The following is a 21016-nucleotide window of genomic DNA, read 5'->3' on the forward strand; positions in this document are numbered from 1 at the left end:
CAAACAGCACGGCAAAACGCATGGACGACGAACTGAATTCCCGCCTGAAACCGCTGCGCGATCGCATCGATGCGATCGACGCGCAGCTGATCGCGCTCCTGAACCAGCGCGCCGCGGTGGCGCTGGAAGTGGGCGAGGTCAAGAAGCATTTCAACGCGCCGGTGTTCCGGCCGGAGCGCGAGCTGCAAGTGATCGCGCGGCTGCAGGACATGAGTGCGGGGCCGCTCGCGAGCGAGCACATCAGCGCCATCTGGCGCGAGATCATGGCCGCGAGCCGCGCGCTCGAGCAGACGATCCACGTCGCGTTCCTCGGGCCGGTCGGCACGTACAGCGAGCAGGCGATGCTCGAGTATTTCGGCCAGTCGATCGAGGGGCTGCCGTGTCCGTCGATCGACGAGGTGTTCCGCTCGGTCGAGGCCGGCGCGTCCGCGTTCGGCATCGCGCCGGTCGAGAACTCGGCCGAAGGTGCCGTGTCGCGCACGCTCGACCTGCTGCTGCAGACGCAACTGCTGATCAGCGGCGAGCTTGCGCTGCCGATTCATCACAACCTGTTGACGCAGAGCGGCACGCTCGACGGCGTGAAGCGCGTTTGCGCGCATGCGCAGGCGCTTGCGCAATGCCAGCAGTGGCTCGCGGCGAATGCACCGCAGCTCGAGCGGCAGGCGGTCGCGAGCAACGCGGAGGCCGCGCGTCTCGCGGCGGCCGATCCGACCGTCGCGGCGATCGCGGGCGACCGCGCGGCCGCGCACTACGGCTTGCAGATCGCGTTCTCGCTGATCCAGGACGATCCGCACAACCGCACGCGCTTCGTCATCATCGGCAAGCAGCCGGCCGGGCAAAGCGGTCACGACCAGACGTCGCTGATCGTGTCGGTAAAGAACGAGCCGGGTGCCGTGTTCAAGCTGCTCGAGCCGCTCGCGCGGCACGGCGTGTCGATGACGCGCTTCGAGTCGCGCCCGGCGCGCGTCGGCACGTGGGAGTACTACTTCTACATCGACATCGAAGGGCACCGGGACGATGCGTCGGTGGCAGCCGCGCTCGCGGAACTCGGCCAGAAGGCTGCGTTCCTGAAGATACTCGGTTCGTATCCGCGCGCACGCTGATGCGCGGGGGCCCTTCGCCTGTTCGCGCAGGCGTCGAGGCCAGGCGGGCAGGGCAGGCCGGTCGGCGCTGCCGAAGGCGGGTTCGGGCGGCATGCGGCGCAGGTTGTGCTGCATGCGGGCCCGTTGCCCGGAATCTGGAATTCCGCGTGCGGGGCGTCGTCCCGCGCGCGTAACTTGGCTCTTGTCGTGTCAGGCTTTGCATTCAACAAACTGGTCATCTTCGGCGTCGGCCTGATCGGCGGATCGCTGGCCCGCGCGCTGCGCGAGCGCGCGCCGGGCAGCGCGGGCGAGGTTGTCGGCGTGGGGCGTTCGCGTACTTCGGTCGAGCGCGCGCTCGCGCTCGGCGTGATCGACCGCGCGGCGGCGCTCGACGACGACGCGCAACTGCGCGATGCGCTGGCTGGCGCCGATCTCGTGCTGCTGGCCGCGCCCGTCGCGCAAACGGGCCCGTTGCTCGCGCGCATCGCGCCGTGGCTTGAAGCGGCGACGATCGTCACCGACGCGGGCAGCACCAAGTCCGATGTCGTCGCGGCTGCGCGGGACGCGCTCGGCGCGCGGATCGCGCAGTTCGTGCCGGGGCATCCGATCGCCGGTCGCGAGTCGAGCGGCGTCGAAGCCGCATTGCCGGATCTGTATGTCGGCCGCAACGTCGTGCTGTGCCCGTTGCCGGAGAACGCACCCGAATCCGTCGCCCGGATCGACGCGATGTGGCGCGCGACCGGCGCCGACGTGCGCACGATGAGCACGGAGCAGCACGATCGCGTGTTTGCGTCGATCAGCCATCTGCCGCACGTGCTGTCGTTCGCGCTCGTCGAGCAGATCCTCGGCGAGGCCGACGCGGAACTGAAATTCTCGTACGCGGCGGGCGGCTTCCGCGATTTCACGCGCATCGCGGCGTCGAGCCCGGAGATGTGGCGCGACGTGTGCGTGGCGAACCGCGCGGCGCTGCTCGACGAACTCGACGGCTACACGCGCGTGCTCACACGGCTGCGCGCGGCAATCGACGCCGGCGACGGCGCGGCACTCGAAGCCGTGTTCACGCGCTCGCGCGCCGCGCGCAAGGCATGGCAGGAGCGCGGCGGCACACCCGCTGCCGAACCGGTCAAGAAATAACAGGACGATTCCCATGGACTATCTCGATCTCGGCCCGTACTCCAGCGCATCGGGCACCGTGCGCCTGCCCGGCTCGAAGAGCATTTCGAACCGCGTGCTGCTGCTCGCGGCGCTTGCCGAAGGCGAAACGACGATTACCAACCTGCTCGACTCCGACGACACGCGCGTGATGCTCGATGCACTCGGCAAGCTCGGCGTGAAGCTCGCGCGCGACGGCGACACCTGCGTCGTGACGGGCACGCGCGGCGCATTCACCGCGAAGACGGCCGACCTGTTCCTCGGCAACGCGGGCACGGCCGTGCGGCCGCTGACTGCCGCGCTTGCGGTGAACGGCGGCGACTATCGCGTGCACGGCGTGCCGCGCATGCACGAGCGGCCGATCGGCGATCTCGTCGACGGCCTGCGGCAGATCGGTGCGCAGATCGACTACGAACTGAACGAAGGTTACCCGCCGCTGCGGATCAGGCCCGCGTCGATTTCGGTCGACGCGCCGATCCGCGTGCGTGGCGACGTGTCGAGCCAGTTCCTCACGGCGCTGCTGATGACGCTGCCGCTCGTGAAGGCGAAGGACGGCAAGACTGTCGTCGAAGTCGACGGCGAACTGATCTCGAAGCCGTACATCGACATCACGATCCGTCTGATGGAGCGCTTCGGCGTGACCGTCGAGCGCGACGGCTGGCAGCGTTTCGTGGTGCCGGCCGGTGTTCGCTACCGCTCGCCCGGGCGGATCATGGTCGAGGGCGACGCGTCGTCCGCATCGTACTTCCTCGCGGCCGGCGCGCTCGGCGGCGGCCCGCTGCGCGTCGAGGGCGTGGGGCGCGCGAGCATCCAGGGCGATGTCGGCTTCGCGAACGCGCTGATGCAGATGGGTGCGAACGTGACGATGGGCGACGACTGGATCGACGTGCGCGGCATCGGCCACGACCACGGCAAGCTCGAGCCGATCGACATGGACTTCAACCTGATCCCCGACGCGGCGATGACCATTGCGGTCGCGGCGCTGTTCGCGAACGGCACGAGCACGCTGCGCAACATCGCGAGCTGGCGCGTGAAGGAAACCGACCGCATCGCGGCGATGGCGACCGAGCTGCGCAAGGTCGGTGCGATCGTCGAGGAAGGCCCCGACTATCTCGTCGTCACGCCGCCGGAAAGGCTCACGCCGAACGCGGCGATCGATACGTACGACGATCACCGGATGGCGATGTGCTTCTCGCTCGTCAGCCTGGGCGGCGTGCCCGTGCGCATCAACGATCCGAAGTGCGTCGGCAAGACGTTCCCCGACTATTTCGACCGCTTCGCCGCGCTCGCCAAGGCCTGACCCGACTGTTCCGATGAAATCGACCCGACCCTTTCACCCGACCCCCGTCATCACGATCGACGGCCCGACCGCTTCCGGCAAGGGCACCGTCGCCGCGCTCGTCGCTGCGCACCTTGGCTTCCACCTGCTCGACAGCGGCGCGCTGTACCGGCTCGCCGCGCTCGCGAGCGTGCGCTACGGCATCGACGCGGAGGACATCGACGCACTGGTGAAGCTGGTCGACGATCTCCACATCACGTTCCGCGAAGGCTGCGCGCAGCTCGACGGCGTCGATGTATCGAACGACATCCGCGCCGAAGCGGTCGGCAACCGTGCATCGGCGATTGCCGTGCACGGGCCGGTGCGCATCGCGCTCGTCGCGCGCCAGCGCGCGTTCCGCAAGACGCCGGGCCTGGTTGCAGACGGGCGCGACATGGGCACCGTGATCTTCCCGGACGCCGTGCTGAAGGTGTTTCTGACGGCCAGCGCCGAGGCGCGCGCGACCAGACGGCATAAGCAATTGATGCAAAAAGGTTTTTCTGCTAATATAGATGACTTGCTCCGGGATCTTCGTGAGCGTGACGCGCGCGACAGCAATCGCGCGGCCGCGCCGCTGAAGCCTGCGGCAGATGCCAAGCTGCTCGATACGTCGGCGCTTTCGGTCGATGAAGCCGTCGACCAGGTGCTGCAGTGGTACCGGGCGCTCGGCCAGCCCGCCTGAGAAGGCGGGTAGCGGTAGGTGCTCCGCGCGGAAGTGCGGAGCGTGTTTCGAACCCTTAACCCCGTGTGGACCTCGATCTGGCCCTTTCAGCCTGCCATTCCGGCCGGCGTGGCACAGCGATCCATGCACAATCAGATTTTTATGTCCGACCTGCAAACCTCTACCCCGAATACTGAATCTTTCGCGGCTCTGTTCGAAGAGTCGCTGACCCGCCAAGACATGCGCGCCGGCGAAGTGATTTCCGCCGAAGTCGTGCGCGTCGACCACAACTTCGTGGTCGTCAATGCAGGCCTGAAGTCCGAGGCTTACATTCCGATCGAGGAATTCCTGAACGATCAGGGCGAGGTTGAGGTGCAGTCGGGCGATTTCGTGTCCGTCGCAATCGACGCACTCGAAAACGGCTATGGCGACACGATCCTGTCGCGCGACAAGGCGAAGCGCCTTGCATCGTGGCTGTCGCTGGAAAAGGCTCTCGACAACAACGAACTCGTCACCGGCACGATCACCGGCAAGGTGAAGGGCGGCATGACCGTGATGGTCAACGGCATCCGCGCGTTCCTGCCGGGTTCGCTGGTCGACACGCGTCCGGTCAAGGACACGACCCCGTACGAAGGCAAGACGCTCGAGTTCCGCGTGATCAAGCTCGATCGCAAGCGTAACAACGTCGTGCTGTCGCGTCGTGCAGTGATCGAAGCAACCCAAGGCGAAGAGCGCGCGAAGCTGCTCGAGACGCTGAAGGAAGGCGCGATCGTCAACGGCGTGGTCAAGAACATCACCGACTACGGCGCGTTCGTCGACCTCGGCGGCATCGACGGCCTGCTGCACATCACCGACATCGCATGGCGTCGTGTGCGTCACCCGAGCGAAGTCCTGTCGGTTGGCCAGGAAGTCACCGCGAAGATCCTCAAGTTCGACCAAGAGAAGAACCGCGTCTCGCTGGGCATCAAGCAACTGGGCGACGATCCGTGGGAAGGCATCTCGCGCCGTTACCCGTCGGGCACGCGCCTGTTCGGCAAGGTCACGAACATCACCGACTACGGCGCATTCGTCGAAGTGGAATCGGGCATCGAAGGCCTCGTCCACGTGTCGGAAATGGACTGGACCAACAAGAACGTTGCTCCGTCGAAGGTTGTCCAGCTGGGCGACGAAGTCGAAGTCATGGTCCTCGAGATCGACGAAGACCGTCGTCGTATCAGCCTCGGCATGAAGCAGTGCAAGCCGAATCCGTGGGATGACTTCAGCCGCAACTTCAAGAAGGGCGACAAGATCACGGGCGCAATCAAGTCGATCACCGACTTCGGCGTGTTCATCGGTCTGCCGGGCGGCATCGACGGCCTGGTCCACCTGTCGGACCTGTCGTGGAGCGAAGCTGGCGAAGAAGCTGTTCGCAAGTACAAGAAGGGCGACGAAGTCGAAGCAATCGTGCTCGGTATCGACGTCGAGAAGGAACGTATTTCGCTCGGCATCAAGCAGCTCGAAGGCGACCCGTTCAGCAACTACGTTGCAATGAACGACAAGGGCTCGATCGTCGACGGCGTCGTGAAGACGGTCGATGCGAAGGGTGCAGTCGTTACGCTGACGGGCGACATCGAAGGCTACCTGCGTGCGTCGGAAATCTCGCAGGATCGCGTCGAAGATGCACGCAACGTGCTGAAGGAAGGCGACAAGGTCAACGCGATGGTGATCAACATCGATCGCAAGTCGCGCGGCATCAACCTGTCGATCAAGGCGAAGGATTCGGCTGAACAACAGGAAGCGATCCGCGGCCTGCAGTCGGACTCCAGCGCTGCTGCGACCGGTACGACCAACCTCGGCGCGCTGCTGAAGGCGAAGCTCGACGGCCAGAACCAGTAAGCCTCACGAGGTCTGCTGAAGTATGACCAAATCCGAGTTGGTCGCGCAGCTGGCATCGCGATTTCCGCAACTTGTCCTCAAGGATGCGGATTTCGCGGTGAAAACGATGCTCGATGCGATGTCCGACGCCCTGGCGAAAGGGCATCGCATTGAAATTCGGGGTTTCGGCAGCTTTGGTCTCAACCGTCGCCCGGCGCGCGTCGGCCGCAACCCGAAGTCGGGGGAGAAAGTGCAGGTGCCCGAGAAGTTCGTGCCGCACTTCAAGCCTGGCAAGGAATTGCGGGAACGCGTCGACGGCCGTGCCGGTGAACCGCTGAAGGCTGACGATCCGGACGACGAGCGTTGAGCGTCATCCGGTTTGCCCGGAACCCATCCGGCGAAGGCTGAAAAGAAAAGCGCCCCTTGCGGGCGCTTTTTTCATTTCCGGCGGTCGCCGCGCAACGGGTGCGCGCAGGATGTGCGCAGCCGCGGAAACGCATCCTTTACAATACGGGTCGATTCGGTGCGACGAAGGGGAGTCGCGCGCCGCGGCAAACCTCAACAAAGAGAGGGCTTCATGAAGTTTATCGTCTGGCTGATCCGGGTATTGGTGTTCGTGCTGCTGCTTGTGCTTGCGCTGGCCAATACGCAAACCGCGACGCTGAATTTCGTTGCCGGCTATTCATGGCAAGCGCCGCTGATCCTGATCGGCCTGGCGTTCTTCGCCGTGGGGCTGCTGGCCGGCTTGCTGTCCGGGCTGCCTTCGATCTTCCGCCTGCGTCTCGAGAACGGGCGCCTGAAGCGCGATCTGCGTGCGGCGCGCGAAACGCCGGCCGTCATCGACCAGCCGCCGATGCCGCCCGTCATTTAACACCGACGCCGCGCGATAATCGCGCGGTTTTCGTCTCTGCTTCGATATTTCGCATGGATCTGGATTTCTGGTGGTTGCTCGCGATTCCGGTCGCGTTCGCGCTCGGTTGGGCGGCGTCACGTTATGACCTGAAGAATCTCCTGTCGGAGAGTGCCAACCTGCCGCGATCGTATTTTCGCGGCCTGAATTTTCTGTTAAACGAACAACCCGACAAGGCGATCGACGCGTTCATCGAGGTCGCCAAGCTCGATCCCGAGACGGTCGAGCTGCACTTCGCGCTCGGCAACCTGTTCCGCCGCCGCGGCGAAACCGACCGTGCGATCCGCGTGCACCAGAACCTGCTGAGCCGAACGGACCTGCCGGTCAACGAACGCGACCACGCACTGTACGAGCTTGGCCAGGATTTCCTGAAAGCCGGCCTGCTCGATCGTGCGGAGGAGGCGTTTCACAAGCTCGCCGACGGCGATTACGCGCTCGGCGCGCAGCGGGCGCTGCTGACGATCTACGAGATCGAGAAGGACTGGAACAAGTCGATCGATACGGCGAAGCGCATCGAGTCGATGAGCGACAAGCCGCTCGGCGTCGAAATTGCCCAATTTCACTGCGAACTCGCGCAGGACGCGCTGCAGCGCAAGAACGCGGCAGCGGCCGCCGAACAATTGCGCCTGGCGCTGACCGTGAACCCGCAGAACGTTCGCGCGACGGTCCTGTCCGGCGACGCGGCGGAAGCCGAGGGCAACCACGCGGCCGCGATCGAGCACTGGAAGCGCGTCGAAGCGCAGAATCCGGCGTATCTGCCGCTCGTCGCCGACAAGCTGATGAAGGCATATGTCGCGCTCGGCAAGAACGCCGAAGGCGCCGAGCTGCTGATGGGGTATATCGACCGCTATCCGTCGAACGACCTGCTCGACATCGCGTACCAGCACATCGCGGGGTTGCGTGGCCAGGACGCGGCGCACACGCTCGCGCGCACGCAGATGGAGAAGTCGCCGAACCTGTCGGGGATGCTGCATCTGCTCGATGCGCAAATCGCGGCGGCCGACGAACCGCGTCGTAAGGAACTTGAAATGATGCGTGCGCTGATCAAGCAGCGCACGAAGAACCTGCCACGGTATACGTGCCAGAATTGCGGTTTCCGGGCACGGCTCTTCTATTGGCAGTGCCCTGGATGCAGCGGCTGGGAAACCTATGCGCCTCGCCGCGTCGAACCTGCGATGCCGGGCTGATCCCGGCACGCGGAGCCAACGCGCTGCGGTTGCCGTCGGGCTCGTCCCGGCGGCCAAGTTAGTCAATTACCGGGAAGTACCGGAACATCTATGAAAATCACCATCATCGGCACCGGCTATGTCGGTCTCGTCACGGGCGCCTGCCTCGCGGAGATCGGTCACGACGTCTTCTGTCTCGACGTCGATCCGCGCAAGATCGACATCCTGAACAACGGCGGGATGCCGATTCACGAACCGGGGCTGCTGGACATCATCGCGCGCAACCGCGCGGCCGGGCGCCTGCGCTTCTCGACCGATATCGAGGCGAGCGTCGCGCACGGCGAGATCCAGTTCATCGCCGTCGGCACGCCGCCCGACGAGGACGGCTCGGCCGACCTGCAGTACGTGCTCGAAGCCGCGCGCAACATCGGCCGCCACATGACGGGCTTCAAGGTGATCGTCGACAAGTCGACCGTGCCGGTCGGCACCGCGCAGCGCGTGCGCGGTGTGGTCGATGAGGCGCTCGCCGCCCGCGGGCTGGCGGGCAGCGTCGCGCACTGCTTCTCGGTCGTGTCGAACCCGGAGTTCCTGAAAGAGGGCGCCGCGGTCGAAGACTTCATGCGTCCGGACCGGATCATCATCGGCGTCGATGACGACGAGACGGGCACGATCGCGCGCGAGAAGATGAAGAAGCTTTACGCGCCGTTCAACCGCAACCACGAGCGCACCATCTACATGGACGTGCGTTCGGCCGAATTCGCGAAATATGCAGCGAACGCGATGCTTGCAACGCGCATCTCGTTCATGAACGAGATGTCGAATCTCGCCGACAAGGTCGGCGCCGACATCGAGGCCGTGCGCCGCGGGATCGGCTCCGATCCGCGCATCGGCTATCACTTCCTGTACGCCGGCGTCGGCTACGGTGGCTCGTGCTTCCCGAAGGACGTTCAGGCGCTGATTCGCACGGCCAGCGAAAATGGCCAGCCGCTGCGCATCCTGGAGGCCGTCGAGGCGGCCAACCATGCACAGAAGGACGTGCTGATCGGCAAGATCGAGCAGCGCTTCGGCGCCGACCTGACCGGCCGCGAGTTCGCGGTGTGGGGCCTGGCGTTCAAGCCGAACACCGACGACATGCGCGAGGCGCCGAGCCGCCGCCTGATCGCCGCGCTGCTCGAACGCGGCGCGACCGTCCGCGCGTACGATCCGGTCGCGGTCGACGAGGCACGGCGCGTGTTTGCGCTCGATTTCGGCACCGATCCGGACACGCTGGCGCGGCTGCATCTGGTCGAGACGCAGGACATCGCCGTGACGGGCGCGGACGCGCTCGTGATCGTGACCGAGTGGAAGGAATTCCGGAGCCCCGATTTCACGCGCCTGAAGGCCGAACTGAAGGCGCCGGTGATCTTCGACGGGCGCAACCTGTACGAGCCGGACGCGATGGCCGAACTGGGCATCGACTACTACGCGATCGGCCGGCCGTATGTCGATCCCCAGTCGTCCACCCGTGGCTGACCACACGATGAATACTCTTCGCGAAGTCGTTCCGGTGCCGCGCGAGCAGCTCGCGCGCTCGCGCGTGCTTGTCGTCGGCGACGTGATGCTCGATCGTTACTGGTTCGGCAACGTCGATCGCATTTCGCCTGAAGCGCCGGTGCCGGTCGTGCACGTGCAGCGTCAGGAAGAGCGCCTCGGCGGTGCAGCCAACGTCGCGCGCAACGCCGTGACGCTCGGCGGCCAGGCCGGGTTGCTGTGCGTCGTCGGTTGCGATGAACCCGGCGAGCGGATCGTCGAGCTGCTCGGCAGCAGCGGCGTGACGCCGCATCTCGAGCGCGACCCGGCGCTGCCGACCACGATCAAGCTGCGCGTGCTCGCGCGCCAGCAGCAACTGCTGCGCGTCGATTTCGAGGCCATGCCGACGCACGAGGTGTTGCTCGCGGGGCTCGCTCGCTTCGATTCGCTGCTGCCGCAGCACGACGTCGTGCTGATGTCGGATTACGCGAAAGGCGGCCTGACGCACGTCACGACGATGATCGAGAAGGCGCGTGCGGCCGGCAAGTCCGTCCTCGTCGACCCGAAGGGCGACGACTGGGCACGCTATCGCGGCGCGTCGCTGATCACGCCGAATCGCGCGGAATTACGCGAAGTGGTCGGGCAGTGGAAGTCGGAAGACGATCTGCGCGCGCGCGTCGCCAAGCTGCGCGCGGAACTCGGCATCGACGCGCTGCTGCTCACGCGTTCGGAAGAAGGGATGACGCTCTTTACCGCCACCGGCGAACTGCACGCACCGGCGCTCGCGCGCGAGGTGTTCGACGTGTCGGGCGCGGGCGATACCGTGATCGCGACGGTCGCGACGATGCTCGGCGCGGGCGTGCCGCTCGTCGACGCCGTCGTGCTTGCGAATCGCGCGGCAGGCATCGTGGTCGGCAAGCTGGGCACGGCCACCGTGGATTACGACGAACTGTTTCACTGAGCGCATGCAGCGGCGCGACGAGCGCGCCGCACACATGGCTCGCACTTTTCAGGCAGGACGATCATGACCCTCATCGTCACCGGCGCAGCCGGTTTTATCGGCGCGAACATCGTCAAGGCGCTCAACGAGCGCGGCGAGACGCGCATCATCGCGGTCGACAACCTGACGCGCGCGGACAAGTTCCGGAATCTCGTCGATTGCGAGATCGACGACTATCTGGACAAGACGGAATTCGTCGAGCGTTTCGCACGCGGCGATTTCGGCAAGGTCCGCGCGATATTCCACGAAGGCGCCTGTTCGGACACGATGGAAACCGACGGTCGCTACATGATGGACAACAACTTCCGCTACAGCCGTGCGGTGCTCGACGCCTGCCTCGCGCAGGGCACGCAGTTCCTGTACGCATCGTCGGCCGCGACCTACGGTGGATCGACGCGGTTCGTCGAGGAGCGCGAGGTCGAGGCGCCGCTGAACATCTACGGCTATTCGAAGTTCCTGTTCGACCAGGTGATCCGTCGCGTGCTGCCGACCGCGAAGAGCCAGATCGCCGGCTTCCGCTACTTCAACGTGTACGGCCCGCGCGAGACGCACAAGGGGCGCATGGCGTCGGTCGCTTTCCACAACTTCAACCAGTTCCGCGCGGAAGGCAAGGTGAAGCTGTTCGGTGAGTACAACGGCTATGCGCCGGGCGAGCAGACGCGCGACTTCGTGTCGGTCGAGGACGTGACGAAAGTGAACCTGTTCTTCTTCGATCATCCGGAGAAGTCGGGCATCTTCAACCTCGGTACGGGCCGTGCGCAGCCGTTCAACGATATCGCGTCGACGGTCGTGAATACGCTGCGTGCGCTCGGCAACCAGCCGCCGCTGACGCTCGCGCAGCAGGTCGAGCAGGGGCTGATCGAATACGTGCCGTTTCCCGATGCGTTGCGCGGCAAGTACCAGTGCTTCACGCAGGCCGACCAGACGAAGCTGCGCGCGGCCGGCTACGACGCACCGTTCCTGACCGTACAGGAAGGCGTCGACCGTTATGTGCGTTGGCTATCCGGCCAGGTTTAAGCGGAAGCGTTGCATCGATAGACTGGGTCTCACGGTCGGCAGCCGCCGGCCGTTTTTCATCGGAGATCCAGCACATGATCAGGAAATGGTTGGCCGCAGCGGCAATGCTCGGCATGATCGCGTCGGCCTGGGCGGCCGTTGACGTCAACACCGCGAACGAGGATGCGCTCGTCGGCATCAAGGGCATCGGCCCGGCACGGGCGAAGGCGATTCTCGACGAACGCGGTGCACGCGGTCCGTTCAGGAATGCGGAAGATCTCGCATCGCGCGTGAAAGGCATGGGCGGCCATACCGTCGGGCGGCTTCAGCAGGAAGGTTTGACGATAGGCGCGGCCGGCACGGGTGCCGCGCTGCCGGCCGCGGGCAAGCCGGCCGGCAAGCCCGCGGCCCCACCTGCCCGCACCGCGCAGAAGTAACGCGTCGCGCGCGACCGACAAAGAGCTCCTTCAGTCGCCGTCATTGCGACGGCTTCCCGCGGCATGCCGCGGGTTTTTTGCGTGGACACGCGTATGCGGCGGCCACGCGTGTCCACGGCACGCGTATTCCATCGTCGCAATGGGGTTGCCGGCGCGAGCAGCGGTGCTGGTTTACAATCGATTGATTGATCGGCCTCGTACTCACGGTATATCCATGGCTTACAAAACTATCGAAGACACGATCGGCAATACGCCGCTCGTCCAACTGGTCCGCTTGCCGGACGACGAAATTCGCGCGCGCAACAACGTGGTGCTCGCGAAACTCGAAGGCAACAATCCGGCCGGTTCCGTGAAGGATCGTCCGGCACTATCGATGATCAGCAAGGCCGAAGCGCGCGGGCGCATCAAGCCGGGCGATACGCTGATCGAGGCGACGAGCGGCAACACGGGCATTGCGCTCGCGATGGCAGCGGCGATCCGCGGCTACAAGATGGTGCTGATCATGCCGGAGGACCTGTCGGTCGAGCGCCGCCAGAGCATGGCTGCCTACGGTGCCGAAATCATCCTGACGCCGGTGAAGGGCGGGATGGAGCTGGCACGTGATCTCGCGGACCAGATGCAGCGCGAAGGCAAGGGCGTGATCCTCGACCAGTTCGCCAACCCGGACAATCCGATTGCGCACTACGAAGCGACGGGCCCGGAAATCTGGCGCGATACCGAAGGGCGCATTACGCACTTCGTGTCGGCCATGGGCACGACGGGTACGATCATGGGCACGTCGCACTATCTGAAGGAACAGAATCCGGCGATCGAGATCGTCGGGGCGCAGCCGGAAGACGGTTCGCGCATTCCGGGCATCCGCAAGTGGCCGGAGGCATACATGCCGACCATCTTCGATCGTAGCCGCGTCGACCGCGTCGAGAACGTGAGCCAGGCCGCGGCGGAAACGATGGCGCGCCGGCTCGCGTCGGTCGAAGGCATCTTCGCGGGCATTTCGTCGGGCGGCGCGTGCGAAGTCGCGATGCGCATCGCGCGTCAGGTCGAGAATGCGACGATCGTGTTCATCGTCTGCGATCGTGGCGACCGCTACCTGTCCACGGGCGTGTTTCCTGCCTGAACGCGGGCACGCGCGCGCCGCGCGCATGTAATAAAAAAGCGCCGCTTGTGCGGCGCTTTTTCTTTGGGCAGGCGGAGCTTACTGCGACTGAGTTTGCGTTTCGGTGGCGCTCGGCTGAAGTGCGCCGCTCGCTTCCATCTGTGCCTTCACGGCCTCGCCAAGCTGGTACACGGTCAGCGCGTAGAAGAAGCTGCGGTTGTAGCGCGTCAGCACGTAGAAATTCTTGAGTCCGAGCATGTATTCGGTCGCACGTCCCGGCGACGGCAGGTCGACCACCGTCACGGGCGTACCGGCTTCGGTCGTGATGTTGACCGTCGGCTCGTTCAGCGTCATGCCCGCGCGCAGCAGTTGCGACAGCGCCCAGTGCGGTTCGGGCTGGCCGTCGGCGGCGGCCTGTGCAATTCCCAGGCTGCCCGTATCGGGCGTGATCTGCCAGACTACCGGGCGGTCGGTTTCCCAGCCGTGCTGCTTCAGGTAGTTCGCGACGCTGCCGATCGCATCGACAGGACTGCTGCGCAGGTCGACATGGCCCGTGCCGTCGAAGTCGACCGCATATTCGCGGATGCTGCTCGGCAGGAACTGCGGGATCCCGATCGCGCCCGTATACGAGCCGAGCACGGTGGTCGGGTCGAGCTGGTTGTCGCGCGTCCAGACCAGGAAATCCTCGAGGTTCTTGCGGAACGTCGCCTGCCGGCTGTCGCGATTCGGCGTATCCGGATAATCGAACGAGAGCGTCGTCAGCGCGTCGAGCACGCGGAAATTGCCCATGTAGCGGCCGTAGATCGTCTCGACGCCGATGATGCCGACGATCACCTCGGGCGGCACGCCGAATTGCTCGGAGGCGCGCTGCAGCGTTGCCTGGTTCGCCTTCCAGAATTTCACGCCCGCGTTGATGCGGATCGGCTCGATGAAGCGCGAGCGATAGACGCGCCAGTTCTTGACCGTCGGCGACGCGGCCGGCTTCACGAGCTTGACGGCCGTCGCCGAATAGCTGATGCGCGAGAACAGCGCGTGCAGGCTCGTGGAGTCGAAGCCGTTGCGGCTCACCATCTCGTCGATGAACGCATCGACCTTCGCGTTGTTCGCGTAACGCTGCGGAACAATTTCCTCTTCGAAGGTCTGGCCTTGCGGCGTCGGCTGCTGCGGCTGAGCCTGTGCGACGAGCTTGCCCGCGGACTTCGCGGGTTGCGTCTGCGCGCCGGCAGGCGCGGCGCCGAGGGCCGCGACCACAGCGGCCGCCACGAGCGGCACGCGAACACGGAACAGCGCGGAGAGAAGGGCGGCAGGCTTGCTGGAATTCATGTCGAAGCGGGCGGACAGGGCGATTGGGTTCGGCGCAGTATACCCGACGGATCCGGCGCGCCGGGGCGTGGCGGGGCCCCGTTGTGGTAAGTTAGCGGCGAATTCGCGGCAGACGATGGACATCATTGATGGAGACCTGCGGCGCACCGTGCGCCGTGGATGACAGCTTATGGCAACCGCTTTCTATACGCACCCCGACTGCATGCTGCACGAGATGGGGGAATGGCATCCGGAATGCCCGGCCCGCCTGTCGGCGATCCAGGATCAACTGATCGCGAGCCGCATCGATGACCTGATCGTGCACGAAACCGCACCGTTCGCGAGCGAGGTCGCGCTGGGCCGGGTGCATACGCAGGCGCACATCGACTATATCCGGAGCATGACGCCGGTCGACGGCTACGTCGAGATCGATCCCGATACGCTGATGAACCGCGATACGTGGCGCGCGGCGCTGCGCGCGGCCGGTGCCGCGATCGCGGCGACCGATGCGGTGATCGAAGGCCGCTATGCGAATGCGTTCTGCGGCGTGCGCCCGCCCGGCCACCATGCGGAGCCCGCGCGCGCGATGGGTTTCTGCTTCTTCAACAACGTCGCGATTGCCGCGCGGCATGCGCTCGACGTACACGGTCTCGAGCGTGTCGCGATCATCGATTTCGACGTTCACCATGGCAACGGTACGGAGGCGGCGTTCGCGAACGACGAGCGCGTGCTGATGTGCAGCTTCTTCCAGCATCCGCTATACCCGTTCTCGGGCGTCGATCACCAGGCGCCGAACATGGTCAACCTGCCGATGCCCGCGCGCAGCAGCGGGATGGCGATCCGCGAAGCCGTCGACATGTTCTGGCTGCCGCGCCTCGATGCGTTCAAGCCGCAGATGCTGTTCGTGTCGGCGGGTTTCGATGCGCATCGCGAGGACGACATCGGCAACCTCGGCCTCGTCGAAGCCGACTTCGAATGGCTGACCGCGCAGATCGTCGACGTGGCGCGCCGGCATGCGCAGGGCCGCATCGTGAGCTGCCTCGAAGGCGGCTACAACCTGTCCGCGCTCGGACGCAGCGTCGTCGCACACCTGCGCGTGCTGGCCGGCATCTGATTATCGATTGACCGGCCGGGCCGTGCGTGCTCAGCGCGCCGGCACGCGCGCGTGGATCCACGCGATCAGCGCGTCGATCACGCGGTCGCGTTCGAGATCGTTCATCGTTTCGTGAAAGCCGCCTTCGTATAGCGTCAGCGTGCGATCGGGCGAGCCGACGCGCGCGCCGAACGCCCGGCTGCCGTCGGGCTCGGTCAGCTTGTCCTCGGTGCCGTGATAGACGAGCACCGGAACGCGCAACCCACTGCGACCGCTTTCGATGCGTGCCATCGCGTCGAGAATCTCCGCGCCGGTGCGCGCGGGCACCGCACCGTGATGCACGAGCGGGTCGGCGCGATTGGCCGCGACGATGGCCGGATCGCGCGACAGCAACGCTGCATCGATCTTGATCGCGGGGAAAGTCGGCCATACGCGGCTGATGACGCGGCTCACCGCGAGCATCCAGCGCGGCACGTCGCGCCCCGGCGCGAGCGCCGGGCTCGACAGCACGAGGCCGGTCAGCGCGTGACCGCGCGCCGGCGCGCGTTCGATCGCGTACAGCGCCGCGACCGCGCCACCCATGCTGTGCCCCATCAGGAACAGCGGCAAATTGCCGCGCGCAGCTTCGGCGACCAGCGCATCCGCATCGCTCAGGTAGCCGTCGAAGCGCTCGACCCAGGCGCGCTTGCCGGGTGACTGGCCGTGCCCGCGCAGGTCGATCGCGAGCACGTCGATGCCGGCCGCATTCAGCCGGCCGGCGAGCGCGGCATAGCGGCCCGCGTGTTCGGCAAGGCCGTGCACGAGCGCGATCGTCGCGCGCGCCGGCGCAGTGCCGTCGCCGGCTGACCAGCGGTACGACGCCAGTTCGAGCCCGTCCGCGGTACGCAGCCGGCCCATGGTCGGCGCGGGCGACGACGAAGGTGCCGGTCCGGAGGTAGCGGGTGCGGCGGCCGGCGTAGTGGTGGCGGTCATCTGGCGTGTCCCCTGTTGGTTGGCATGTGTGTTCCGGATCATAGTCGCGGCACCGTCGCGGCGCGCCAGCGGCGCTCCTCTAATTTCGTTCAGTTATGAAAAGATCGAAATCGATTATTAAGGGGAATGAGGGGTTTGCGGTAAAATCGTCGGTTATTCCAGATGCATCGGCGGCCGACTGGCGGGCCAACTCGCCAGCCGGGCCGCCGTTTTGTTTACATGATCGAATTACGCAATCTTTCGCAGCGATTTCCCGGGCCGGGTGGCTGGGTCGAGGCGCTGCGCAACATCAACCTGACGATCCCGCAGGGTGAGGTGTTCGGCATCATCGGCCGAAGCGGCGCCGGCAAGAGCACGCTCGTGCGCACCATCAACCTGCTCACGCGGCCGACCGAAGGCAATGTCGTCGTCGGCGGGCGCGATCTCACGCTGCTGCCGGCTGGCGCGCTGCGCGAGGCGCGCCGCGAGATCGGCATGATCTTCCAGCACTTCAACCTGCTGTCGTCGCGCACGGTGTTCGACAACGTCGCGCTGCCGCTCGAGCTGGCCGGCGCAAGCCGTGCCGAGATCGAGGCCGCCGTGCTGCCGCTGCTCGACCTCGTCGGGCTGTCCGCGCAGAAGGATCGCTATCCGTCGCAGATCAGCGGCGGGCAGAAGCAGCGCGTCGGTATCGCACGCGCGCTCGCGAGCCAGCCGAAGGTGCTGCTGTCGGACGAAGCGACGTCCGCGCTCGATCCCGAGACCACGCGTTCGATCCTCGACCTGCTGAAGCGCATCAACCGCGAACTCGGCCTGACGATCGTGCTGATCACGCACCAGATGGAAGTGATCAAGCAGGTGTGCGATCGCGTTGCCGTGCTCGATGCGGGGCGCGTGGTCGAGGAAGGCCGCGTGATCGACGTGTTCCTGCAGCCGCATCACGAAGTGACGCGCGCGCTGATCGGCGACGTGATCGCACAGGAACTGCCGCCCGCACTGAAAGTGCGCGTGGCCGAGCGGCTGAAGACGGGCAGCGGGCATCTGCTGCGGCTCGCGTTCACGGGCTCGGGTGTCGACCAGCCGATCCTGTCGGAGACGATCCGCCGGTACGAACTCGATTTCAACATCCTGCACGGCCAGATCGACGAGATCCAGGGGCAGGCGTTCGGTTCGCTCGCGGTGCTCGCGGGCGGCGAGCCGGGCAAGGTCGGGCAGGCACTCGCGTTCCTGCGCGAGCAAGGTGTGGTGGTAGAGGAGCTTTCGTATGTTGAGTGAGATGTTCGATATGTTCGTGCAGTCGTTCTGGGAGACGCTGATCATGGTCGGCATCTCCGGGGTGGTTGGCGCGCTCGTCGGCCTGCCGCTCGGCGTGCTGCTCTACCTGACCGACCGCCAGGGCGTGCTGCAGAACCTCGCCGTGAACCGCGTGCTCGGCGGCATCGTGAATGCCGTTCGCTCGACGCCGTTCATCATCCTGCTGGTCGCGGTAATCCCGTTTACGCGGCTCGTCACGGGTTCGTCGATCGGCACGGCCGCGGCGGTCGTGCCGCTGACGCTCGCGGCCGCGCCGTTCATCGCGCGTCTCGTGGAGACGGCGTTGCGCGAAGTCGACCGCGGGCTGATCGAGGCTGCGCAATCGATGGGCGCGACCACGTCGCAGATCGTCTTCAAGGTGCTGCTGCCCGAATCGCTGCCGGGCGTCGTCGCGGGCCTGACGATCACGTTCGTGTCGCTGGTCGGCTATTCGGCGATGGCGGGTGCGATCGGCGGTGGCGGCCTCGGCGATCTCGGGATCCGCTACGGCTACCAGCGCTATTTGCCGGAAGTGATGTGGACGGTGGTCGCGATCCTGATCGTGTTCGTGCAGATCGTGCAGTCGTTCGGCGACTGGCTCGTCCGCCGCTTGAGCCACAAGTAAAACAAGACTGATCGATCCGTTAGGGGACACACGATGCAACGACGCTTCATGCTGAAATTCGCGGCGGCACTCGGCGCGGCCGCGCTGTTTGCGGGCGCGCACGCCCAGGCCGAAACCATCAAGGTGGGCGTGACGGGCGGGCCGCACGCGCAGATCATGGAAGCGGTGAAGAAGGTCGCGGCGAAGAGCGGCCTCGATATCCGCATCGTCGAATTCTCCGATTACGTGCAGCCGAACGCCGCGCTCGCGTCGGGCGACCTCGATGCGAACAGCTACCAGCACGATCCGTATCTGCAGGCGCAGGTGAAGGATCGCGGCTACAAACTGATCAAGGTCGCGGATACCGTCACGTTCCCGATGGGCATCTATTCGAAGCGCGTGAAGTCGCTGGCCGAACTGAAGCCGGGCGCGCGCATCGCGGTCCCGAACGATCCGACCAACGGCGGCCGTGCGCTGCTGTTGCTGCAAAAGCAGGGCCTGCTGAAGCTGCGCGCGGACGCGGGGCTGAAGGCGACGCCGCTCGATATCGTCGACAATCCGCGCAAGCTGAAGATCGTCGAACTGGATGCGGCGCAGATTCCGCGCTCGCTCGGCGACGTCGACGCGGCCGCGATCAACACCAACTACGCGATGGAAGCGGGGTTGAAACCGAAACAGGACGCGATCGCGATCGAGGGCCCGAACGGCCCGTACGCGAACATCCTGGCGATCCGCGAGGCGGACCGGAACAAGCCCTGGGTCGCGAAACTGGTCGCGGCCTATCATTCGGCTGAAGTGAAGCAGTTCATCGAAGGCAAGTTCGGCGGCGCGGTCATTGCCGCCTGGTAACGGGCGAAGCACGGGGTGCCCGGCGAGATTAGAGTCGATGATCGAAAACCCGGGCTTTGCGTCCGGGTTTTTTCTCTTTTAAAATAGAACGACCGTTCGCTATCATTGGCGCGTCGCCAAGAAGCGGTATCCTCGACAACCACGAAGGTTGGGTCCGCTTGGCCGCGCAGTCATGAGGCCTCGCTATAGAATGGCCTCTGGTCGTATTCGTAACTTTGGAGCGTGTGCATGAAAATCCTGGTGCCAGTGAAAAGAGTGGTCGATTACAACGTGAAGGTCCGCGTGAAGTCGGACAACACGGGTGTCGACATCGCGAACGTGAAGATGTCGATGAACCCGTTCGACGAAATCGCGGTTGAAGAAGCGGTGCGCCTGAAGGAAGCGGGCGTGGCGACCGAAGTGATCGCCGTGTCGGTAGGCGTCGCGCAAGCGCAGGAAACGCTGCGTACGGCGCTGGCGATTGGCGCGGATCGCGCGATCCTCGTCGAGTCGAACGACAGCGTCGAGCCGCTGGCTGTCGCGAAGATCCTGAAGGCGCTGGTCGACAAGGAGCAGCCGCAGTTGGTGATCCTCGGCAAGCAGGCAATCGACGACGATTCGAACCAGACGGGCCAGATGCTGGCTGCGCTGGCAGGCCTGCCGCAAGCGACGTTTGCATCGAAGGTGACGGTCGCCGACGGCCGTGCAACGGTTGCACGCGAAGTCGACGGCGGCGCGGAAACGCTGTCGCTGACGCTGCCGGCCGTGATCACAACCGACCTGCGCCTGAACGAGCCGCGCTACGTGACGCTGCCGAACATCATGAAGGCGAAGAAGAAGCCGCTGGAAACCGTGAAGCCGGAAGACCTGGGTGTCGACGTCGCGCCGCGTCTGAAGACGCTGAAGGTGGTTGAGCCGCCGAAGCGCGCAGCCGGCGTGAAGGTGCCGGACGTGAAGACGCTGGTCGAGAAGCTGAAGACCGAAGCCAAGGTGCTGTAAGAGGGAGCGGAAAGAAATGACGATTCTGGTGATTGCAGAACACGACAACGCGTCGATCAAGGCCGCGACGCTGAACACGGTGGCGGCGGCAGCGAAGATCGGCGGTGACATTCACGTGCTGGTCGCGGGCCACAACGCGCAAGGCGCAGCCGACGCAGCAGCGAAGATCGCAGGTGTGTCGAAGGTACTCCTGGCCGACGCGCCGCAACTCGAAGCCGGCCTCGCGGAAAACGTCGAAGCGACCGCGCTGAACATCGCGAAGGATTACTCGCACATCCTTGCGCCGGCTACCGCCTACGGCAAGAACATCGCGCCGCGCATCGCCGCGAAGCTGGACGTCGCGCAGATCTCGGACATCACGGCGGTCGATTCGGCCGACACGTTCGAGCGCCCGATCTACGCGGGCAACGCGATCGCGACGGTGCAGTCGGGCGATCCGATCAAGGTGATCACGGTGCGCGCGACGGGCTTCGATCCGGTGGCAGCGGAAGGCGGCAGCGCGTCGGTCGAGAAGATCGAAGCGGCAGCCGATGCCGGCAAGTCGCAGTTCGTCAGCCGTGAAGTGACGAAGCTGGACCGTCCTGAGCTCACCAGCGCGAAGATTATCGTGTCGGGTGGCCGCGGTCTGGGCAGCGGCGAGAACTACACGAAGGTGCTGGAGCCGCTGGCCGACAAGCTGAGCGCGGCACTGGGCGCATCGCGCGCGGCAGTCGACGCCGGCTACGTGCCGAACGACTACCAGGTCGGCCAGACCGGCAAGATCGT

General features: G+C 65.5%; 21 protein-coding genes. 19 read left to right on the top strand and 2 right to left on the bottom strand.

Annotated features, from left to right (window positions below; all coding sequences use genetic code 11):
* Positions 1-20 precede the first annotated feature (20 nt).
* From pheA to cysM, 13 genes are all read left to right on the top strand, one after another.
* Positions 21-1103 (top strand): prephenate dehydratase, encoded by a 1083-nt coding sequence (gene pheA / locus BDI24065_RS31715; RefSeq protein WP_175034536.1) that lies wholly within the window; start codon positions 21-23, stop codon positions 1101-1103.
* Positions 1104-1289: 186 nt separating this feature from the next.
* The gene (locus BDI24065_RS31720) at positions 1290-2216 is read left to right on the top strand and encodes a prephenate dehydrogenase (RefSeq protein WP_175034537.1); all 927 of its coding nucleotides are present in this window, start codon (positions 1290-1292) and stop codon (positions 2214-2216) included.
* 13 nt (positions 2217-2229) lie between these two features.
* The gene (gene aroA, locus BDI24065_RS31725) at positions 2230-3534 is read left to right on the top strand and encodes a 3-phosphoshikimate 1-carboxyvinyltransferase (RefSeq protein ID WP_175034538.1); all 1305 of its coding nucleotides are present in this window, start codon (positions 2230-2232) and stop codon (positions 3532-3534) included.
* Between the two features lie 13 nt (positions 3535-3547).
* Positions 3548-4234: a (d)CMP kinase gene (gene cmk, locus BDI24065_RS31730; RefSeq protein WP_175034539.1), complete on the top strand. Its 687-nt coding sequence runs from the start codon at positions 3548-3550 to the stop codon at positions 4232-4234.
* A gap of 141 nt (positions 4235-4375) precedes the next feature.
* Positions 4376-6088: a 30S ribosomal protein S1 gene (gene rpsA, locus BDI24065_RS31735; RefSeq protein ID WP_011544885.1), complete on the top strand. Its 1713-nt coding sequence runs from the start codon at positions 4376-4378 to the stop codon at positions 6086-6088.
* Positions 6089-6110: 22 nt separating this feature from the next.
* Positions 6111-6434 (top strand): integration host factor subunit beta, encoded by a 324-nt coding sequence (locus BDI24065_RS31740; protein WP_006486894.1) that lies wholly within the window; start codon positions 6111-6113, stop codon positions 6432-6434.
* Positions 6435-6644: 210 nt separating this feature from the next.
* A complete protein-coding gene (locus BDI24065_RS31745; RefSeq protein WP_175034551.1) occupies positions 6645-6938 on the top strand; it encodes a lipopolysaccharide assembly protein LapA domain-containing protein in 294 nt (97 codons plus the stop codon).
* A 53-nt stretch (positions 6939-6991) separates the two neighbouring features.
* Positions 6992-8164, top strand: coding sequence for a lipopolysaccharide assembly protein LapB (gene lapB, locus BDI24065_RS31750; RefSeq protein WP_011351337.1), 1173 nt, complete (start codon positions 6992-6994; stop codon positions 8162-8164).
* A 90-nt stretch (positions 8165-8254) separates the two neighbouring features.
* On the top strand, positions 8255-9655 hold the full coding sequence (locus tag BDI24065_RS31755; protein WP_175034540.1) for a UDP-glucose dehydrogenase family protein: 1401 nt from the start codon (positions 8255-8257) through the stop codon (positions 9653-9655).
* A gap of 7 nt (positions 9656-9662) precedes the next feature.
* Positions 9663-10613: a D-glycero-beta-D-manno-heptose-7-phosphate kinase gene (gene rfaE1 / locus BDI24065_RS31760; protein ID WP_175034541.1), complete on the top strand. Its 951-nt coding sequence runs from the start codon at positions 9663-9665 to the stop codon at positions 10611-10613.
* A 63-nt stretch (positions 10614-10676) separates the two neighbouring features.
* Positions 10677-11669: an ADP-glyceromanno-heptose 6-epimerase gene (gene rfaD, locus BDI24065_RS31765; protein ID WP_175034542.1), complete on the top strand. Its 993-nt coding sequence runs from the start codon at positions 10677-10679 to the stop codon at positions 11667-11669.
* Between the two features lie 74 nt (positions 11670-11743).
* A complete protein-coding gene (locus BDI24065_RS31770; RefSeq protein WP_175034543.1) occupies positions 11744-12085 on the top strand; it encodes a ComEA family DNA-binding protein in 342 nt (113 codons plus the stop codon).
* Positions 12086-12299: 214 nt separating this feature from the next.
* A complete protein-coding gene (gene cysM, locus BDI24065_RS31775) occupies positions 12300-13202 on the top strand; it encodes a cysteine synthase CysM (RefSeq protein ID WP_011351342.1) in 903 nt (300 codons plus the stop codon).
* Positions 13203-13280: 78 nt separating this feature from the next.
* Here the strand turns inward: cysM and mltB are convergent, their stop codons facing one another.
* The gene (gene mltB / locus BDI24065_RS31780) at positions 13281-14630 is read right to left on the bottom strand and encodes a lytic murein transglycosylase B (protein ID WP_175034544.1); all 1350 of its coding nucleotides are present in this window, start codon (positions 14628-14630) and stop codon (positions 13281-13283) included.
* 43 nt (positions 14631-14673) lie between these two features.
* On the opposite strand from mltB, the gene BDI24065_RS31785 reads away from it, so the two are divergent.
* Positions 14674-15597: a histone deacetylase family protein gene (locus tag BDI24065_RS31785; RefSeq protein ID WP_175034545.1), complete on the top strand. Its 924-nt coding sequence runs from the start codon at positions 14674-14676 to the stop codon at positions 15595-15597.
* A gap of 30 nt (positions 15598-15627) precedes the next feature.
* Here BDI24065_RS31785 and BDI24065_RS31790 read toward each other — a convergent pair whose 3' ends face one another.
* Entirely contained in the window at positions 15628-16548 is a 921-nt protein-coding gene (locus BDI24065_RS31790; RefSeq protein ID WP_175034546.1) for an alpha/beta hydrolase, read from the bottom strand.
* Between the two features lie 219 nt (positions 16549-16767).
* On the opposite strand from BDI24065_RS31790, the gene BDI24065_RS31795 reads away from it, so the two are divergent.
* The 5 genes from BDI24065_RS31795 to BDI24065_RS31815 form a co-directional block, all read left to right on the top strand.
* On the top strand, positions 16768-17802 hold the full coding sequence (locus tag BDI24065_RS31795; RefSeq protein ID WP_046545198.1) for a methionine ABC transporter ATP-binding protein: 1035 nt from the start codon (positions 16768-16770) through the stop codon (positions 17800-17802).
* A complete protein-coding gene (locus BDI24065_RS31800) occupies positions 17792-18445 on the top strand; it encodes a methionine ABC transporter permease (protein WP_011351347.1) in 654 nt (217 codons plus the stop codon). The genes BDI24065_RS31795 and BDI24065_RS31800 overlap by 11 nt, the downstream gene beginning before the upstream one ends.
* Positions 18446-18478: 33 nt before the next feature.
* Positions 18479-19273: a MetQ/NlpA family ABC transporter substrate-binding protein gene (locus BDI24065_RS31805; protein WP_047850524.1), complete on the top strand. Its 795-nt coding sequence runs from the start codon at positions 18479-18481 to the stop codon at positions 19271-19273.
* A 228-nt stretch (positions 19274-19501) separates the two neighbouring features.
* Positions 19502-20251 (top strand): electron transfer flavoprotein subunit beta/FixA family protein, encoded by a 750-nt coding sequence (locus tag BDI24065_RS31810; RefSeq protein ID WP_175034547.1) that lies wholly within the window; start codon positions 19502-19504, stop codon positions 20249-20251.
* Between the two features lie 16 nt (positions 20252-20267).
* A partial coding sequence (locus tag BDI24065_RS31815) for an electron transfer flavoprotein subunit alpha/FixB family protein (RefSeq protein WP_175034548.1) occupies positions 20268-21016 on the top strand: 749 nt, incomplete at its 3' end.

The sequence above is a fragment of the Burkholderia lata genome (genome assembly GCF_902499025.1).
GTDB classification, from domain to species: Bacteria; Pseudomonadota; Gammaproteobacteria; order Burkholderiales; family Burkholderiaceae; genus Burkholderia; species Burkholderia lata_C.